At 60.8% G+C, this 5,685-nt stretch carries 4 protein-coding genes; 2 read left to right on the top strand and 2 right to left on the bottom strand.

Annotated elements, in window-relative coordinates; translation table 11 throughout:
• Nucleotides 1–52: 52 nt before the first annotated feature.
• Both hrpB and RSB01_RS10935 read left to right on the top strand, forming a co-directional pair.
• Complete coding sequence (gene hrpB, locus RSB01_RS10940; protein WP_332619905.1) at nt 53–2,488, top strand: ATP-dependent helicase HrpB; 2,436 nt, start codon at nt 53–55, stop codon at nt 2,486–2,488.
• Nucleotides 2,489–2,559: 71 nt separating this feature from the next.
• Entirely contained in the window at nt 2,560–3,846 is a 1,287-nt protein-coding gene (locus tag RSB01_RS10935; RefSeq protein WP_332591795.1) for an MFS transporter, read from the top strand.
• A 19-nt stretch (nt 3,847–3,865) separates the two neighbouring features.
• On the opposite strand, the gene RSB01_RS10930 is transcribed toward RSB01_RS10935, so the two are convergent.
• Complete coding sequence (locus tag RSB01_RS10930; protein ID WP_332619906.1) at nt 3,866–4,678, bottom strand: RNA methyltransferase; 813 nt, start codon at nt 4,676–4,678, stop codon at nt 3,866–3,868.
• Nucleotides 4,678–5,577 (bottom strand): class I SAM-dependent methyltransferase, encoded by a 900-nt coding sequence (locus RSB01_RS10925; protein ID WP_332619907.1) that lies wholly within the window; start codon nt 5,575–5,577, stop codon nt 4,678–4,680. Before RSB01_RS10925 ends, RSB01_RS10930 begins: the two co-directional genes overlap by 1 nt.
• Nucleotides 5,578–5,685: the final 108 nt, after the last annotated feature.

Below are 5,685 nucleotides of genomic sequence, written 5' to 3'. Positions count from 1 at the left end.
GTCAATTTCGTGACGATTTTGTCCCCGCATTCCGTCAGGCTAGTAACAGACTATGTTGCCTATCCACGCCGTACTGGAATCAATCGTCCAATCACTGGACGAAAACCCAACCCTCGTTCTGGCCGCGCCCCCGGGGGCGGGCAAGACGACGGTTGTGCCGTTGAGCCTGCTTGACCGGCCATGGCTGGACGGGGCCAAGATACTGTTGCTGGAGCCACGCCGTCTGGCGGCACGCGCCGCTGCGGAAAGAATGGCCGCGACGCTCAAGGAAGCAACGGGCCAGACCGTCGGCTATCGCACGCGGCTACAGAGCAAGATTGGGCCCGATACCCGCATCGAAGTGATCACCGAAGGTGTGTTCACACGCATGATTCTGGATGATCCCGCGCTGGAAGGGGTCGGAGCGGTTCTGTTCGACGAGTTCCACGAACGCAGTCTGGACGCCGATCTAGGACTTGCTCTGGCGAGAGAGACTCAAACCCTGTTGCGCGATGACCTGCGTCTGGTGGTGATGTCGGCCACGCTGGATGTCGCGGGTGTATCAAGATTGCTGGACGATCCGCCTGTGGTCGAGACACAAGGACGGATGTTCCCCGTCGAAACCCGTTATCTGGGGCGTAATCCCGTGGAGCGGTTCGAGGACGCCATGGCCAAGGCCGTGATGCAGGCCCTGCATGAGGAAAGCGGATCTATCCTCGCCTTCTTGCCGGGGCAGGGCGAAATCCACAGAACGGTTCAGCGCTTGAAGGAAAAGCTGCGCGATCCAAGCATTGATGTGGTGGGCCTCTATGGTGCGCTGGACAAGGCTGAACAGGATCGCGCGCTGGAACCGGCACCGGCGGGACGTCGCAAGGTGGTGCTGGCCACCTCGGTGGCGGAAACCAGCCTGACCATTCAGGGGGTACGGGTCGTCATTGATGGTGGTTTGTCGCGTGTGCCACGCTTCGAGCCGTCCAGCGGGCTGACGCGGCTTGCAACAGTGAAGGTCAGCCGTTCCTCTGCCGAGCAAAGGCAGGGGCGTGCAGGCCGTGTGGAGCCGGGGGTTTGTTACCGTTTGTGGGACGAAGAGCAGACACGCGGACTGGTACAGCATCAAAAGCCTGAAATCCAGGAAGCGGACCTGACGGCATTTGCACTGGATCTGGCGCGGTGGGGGGCCAAAAGCGTAGAGGGGCTGGCATTGTTGGATGTGCCGCCTGCGGGCGCATTTGCCGAGGCGCGCAAGGTTTTGACCAGACTGGGGGCGCTGGGAGCCAATGGTGATCTGACCAAGCACGGACAAAGGCTGGCGAAAATGCCGCTGTCGCCGCGACTGGCCCATATGGTGACTGTGGCTTCAGATCAGGGGGATGCCTTGGGCGGTGCCAAGCTCGCGGCCCTGCTGATCGAACCGGGGTTGGGCGGAAACGCGGTGGATGTAGAAGAGCGTTTTCGCGGCTTGTCCCGCGACCGCTCGCCGCGTGCGCGTGATGCTATGAAACTGGCTGAACGCTGGGCGCGTCTGGCGGGCAACGGGACAGGGGGCGAGGCCGATTATGGCCTGTTGCTGTGCGAGGCCTTCCCCGAGCGGATCGCCCGCGCCAAGGGTAAGACTGGCGAATATCTGCTGGCATCTGGGCGCGGTGCCATGGTGGATGCCTCTGAAAACCTGTCACGGGAAAGCTGGCTGGCGGTGGCCGAACTGGGCGGAGGCGATGTGCGCGACCGAGTTCGGCTGGCAGCCAGACTGTATGGCAACACTCTGGAAACGGATTTGGCGCACCGCATAGAGACACAGGACCGCTTGGTCCGAGAACCGTCCGGTCGGGCAGTGATGAAGCGCATTCGCCATATCGGTGCGGTGGTTCTGGACGAGAAGATACTGGGTGCGCCTGACCGCAAGATGATGACCAAGGCCTTGCAGGATGAAGTGGGTCGGGATGGTCTGGGGCGTCTGAAATGGGGCGAGACATCCAGCGCATTGCGCGCACGGCTGGCCTTTGCGCATGCATTGAACAGCGATTGGCCCGATGTATCCGATGAAGGCCTGTTTGCCCGTCGCGAAGACTGGCTGTGGCCCGCTCTGGAGGGTGTGAATGATCTATCGGCAGTCGGTGATCGCGCACTGGCCGACGGGTTACGAAACCTGATCCCGTGGGATTTGCAGCGCAAGCTGGATGTTGTGGCTCCGGCGCGTTTGGAAACGCCTTTGGGCTCGGCGGCTATTGATTATGCAGCCGAGGGCGGGCCGCGTGTCGAAATCCGCGTGCAGGAACTGTTTGGCGTTAAAGTCCATCCGATGGTGGGCGCAGGGCGTGTGGCGCTGACACTGTCGCTTTTGTCGCCGGCGCGCCGTCCGGTTCAGGTGACAAAAGATCTGCCGGGGTTCTGGTCGGGATCATGGGCAGCGGTTCGCGCAGAAATGCGCGGGCGCTATCCGCGTCACCCGTGGCCCGAAGATCCAGCCAATGCGGCGGCTACCAACAGGGTAAAACCGCGCGGCACATGATCGTACGCGCATTTTCTTGACGCTGGAGGGGTTATGCTGAAACAACCAGCCCTCCAGCCCGAGGAAATCTGTTGCCCGAAGATCAAAAATTGCCGCCCGCCAATTCTAAATCGCGCGTGTTGTTTGCCAGCCTGATTGGCACGACAATCGAGTTTTACGACTTCTATATCTATGCCACGGCGGCGGTTCTGGTGTTTCCGGCGCTGTTTTTCCCCGGTAGCGACCCGATGACGGCCATGCTGGCCTCATTTGCGACCTTCTCGATTGCCTTTTTCGCGCGCCCCGTTGGTGCGGTCGTGTTTGGCCATTTTGGAGACCGTGTGGGGCGCAAAGCGACGCTGGTTGCAGCCCTGATGACGATGGGTGTCTCGACCATCCTGATAGGTGTTTTGCCCGTCTATAGTCAGGTCGGCGTTCTGGCTCCCATGTTGCTGGCGCTGTGCCGCTTCGGACAGGGCTTGGGGCTGGGCGGCGAATGGGGCGGGGCGGTATTGCTGGCGACCGAGAATGCACCGCCGGGCAAGAAGGCCTGGTACGGCATGTTCCCGCAACTGGGCGCGCCGATCGGCTTTATCCTGTCCACGGCCAGCTTCATCGTGCTGGGGCAGGTACTGAGCGACAGTGCCTTTATGGCTTGGGGCTGGCGTATTCCGTTTATTGCCAGCGCGCTGCTGGTCATTGTGGGCCTATGGGTACGTCTCAAGATTACCGAGACGCCCGAGTTCCAGAAAACCATCGACAGCGAGGAGCGTGTGAAGGCTCCGGTGGTGACGCTATTTGCCAATCACAAATGGGCCTTGCTGACCGGCACCTTGGCGGGAATGGCGACCTTTGTGCTGTTCTATCTGATGACCGTGTTTGCACTGGGCTGGGGCACGACCTCGATGGGCTATAGCCGCGAGCAGTTCCTGCCGATCCAGTTGCTGGGCGTTTGCTTCTTTGGTCTGTTCATTCCGGTGGCGGCTCTGGCTGCAGACCGCTGGGGGCAGGGGCGTACACTGTTGGTGACCAGTGTGGCGATTGGCCTGTTTGGACTGGTGCTGCCCATGCTGTTCGGTGGTGGCCTTGGCGGGATTGTCGCCTTCTTTGTCATCGGCTTTTCGCTGATGGGATGCACCTACGGGCCGATTGGCGCGGCACTGGCACGGCCGTTCCCGACGGAGGTTCGCTATACCGGCGCGTCGATGACATTCAATCTGGCGGGTATCTTGGGCGCGTCACTGGCGCCGTTTGCCGCGACATGGCTGGCCAGCAAATATGGCCTGCCAGCCGTTGGGTTGTATCTGGCCGTCGCTGCGCTTTTGACCATTGTCGCACTGGTCGGCATGGGGCGCATAAAAACAGAGGGGGAGGCGTAAGCCTTCCCCCTCATATTTTTTATAGGCCGGATCCGTAGGCCGCATCTGTGATGGAATAGACCATGATGCCGGTGGCCACGGCCAGGTTCAGGCTGTCGGCCCGACCTCGCATCGGGATTTTGACGTTCACATCGCAGGTGGCAGCAAGTTCGTCGGTCAGGCCCGCCTGTTCGTTGCCCATCAGGATGATGGCCGGATGCTGGACAGGGCTGTCGCGATAGCCGTGTGTTGCATCAAGGCGGGTGCCGATGACGCTGCCTTTCCAGCCCTTGCGCCATTCCACGAACTCTTCGCGAGTGGCCTTGGTAATGGATACGGCAAAGACCGAGCCCATGGTCGCGCGCACAGCCTCGACCGAATAGGGGTCCACACAGTCACCGATCAAGATCACACCACCGCAACCGGCACTGTCGGCCGTACGGATGATGGTGCCAAGATTACCCGGATCGCGAACCTGTTCCAGCGCCACCCATACAGGCTTGCTGTCCGGTTCGATGTCGTTCAGCGGCGTATAGACCTGCTCGAAAACTCCCAGCACAGTTTGCGGATTGTCGCGGCGGCTGATCTTTTCGAGGATGGCGTGGGTGACAGTGATGATCTGGCCACCGGCCTTCATCGTCTCGGCCTTGGCGCGATCGAGGATCGGGTGCGGACGGGCATCCTGTCCTACCAGCAGCATGACAGGGGCGCGGCCTTGGTCCAGCGCCTCGCCAATAAATTTCAGACCTTCGGCCAGAAATCGGCCCGTCATCTCGCGCTCTTTACGCATATGAAGCGCGCGTACGGCCTTCACTGTGTCATTGGTGAGCGAGGTAATCAGGTGTTCGCTCATTACACATTGCTCCAGCGGGCAAAGAAGCTGAGGCCGATAGAGCGGGCGTCTTTGCCGTCTTCCGACAGGGCAAGCTCACCCCAGTCGATACGACCGCCACGGTTGTGGGTGGCCTCTGCCATCATATGGGCCAGAGATAGGCCAGAAATACGAGCGGCATAGGCGTTCAGCAGCAGGAAGGATGCGTCATCCGACAGGAGCGAGGCGCAGTCCATCAGCAGTTCAGGCATGTCTTCAAACAGACGCCAAACCTCGCCATTGGCCCCGCGACCATATTTGGGCGGGTCCAGAATGATGCCGTCATATTTGCTGCCACGACGAACTTCGCGGGCTACAAACTTGCGGGCATCCTCGACCAGCCAGCGGATCGGGCGATCGGACAGGCCCGACAACTCGGCATTCTCGCGGGCGTAGTTGACCGACTTTTTGGATGCATCCACGTGTGTCACGTGGGCACCTGCTGCGGCACAAGCCAGTGAGGCCACGCCGGTATAGCCGAACAGGTTCAGAACCTTCGGCTGTTTCAATGTGCGGATGCGGGCATCCAGCCATTCCCAGTTCGCTGCCTGCTCTGGGAAGAAGGCAAGGTGACGAAAGGGCGTGAAGCGACCCATGAAATGCACATCGCGCCATTTCAGCGGGAAGGCGTCAATCGGGCCGTTATGGTCGAACCGCCAGCGGCCGGAATCCTCTTCCTCCTGCTGGGGATCGAACATGGCTGTGGCCTGTTCGAACTTCTTTTCGTCCTTGGCCGACCAGAAGCACTGTGGCTCGGGGCGCACAACCGTATAGCGGCCATAGCGTTCAAGCTTGCGACCATTGCCGCTGTCGATCAGCGCGTAATCCGACCAGCCTCGGGTGACGAGGGTTTCGGGAGTAGGGGATAATACCGGAGCCATGAGCCGCTGATAAGCCTTCAAGCCACCTCTCGTCCAGCGGCGGCGGACGAATAGCGTGGTCTGATAACCGGTGTATGCAAGTCCGCCACAGGCACATCGGGCAGGTGG

The sequence above is a fragment of the Brevundimonas sp. genome (genome assembly GCF_036659295.1).
GTDB lineage: Bacteria > Pseudomonadota > Alphaproteobacteria > Caulobacterales > Caulobacteraceae > Brevundimonas.
This window is presented reverse-complemented; position numbering and strand designations above follow the sequence as displayed.

Excerpts from the sequence above, each read along its gene's own strand:
- hrpB (WP_332619905.1), top strand. The coding sequence starts at position 53 with ATGTTGCCTATCCACGCCGTACTGGAATCAATCGTCCAATCACTGGAC.
- RSB01_RS10930 (WP_332619906.1), bottom strand. The coding sequence starts at position 4,678 with ATGAGCGAACACCTGATTACCTCGCTCACCAATGACACAGTGAAGGCC.
- RSB01_RS10925 (WP_332619907.1), bottom strand. The coding sequence starts at position 5,577 with ATGGCTCCGGTATTATCCCCTACTCCCGAAACCCTCGTCACCCGAGGC.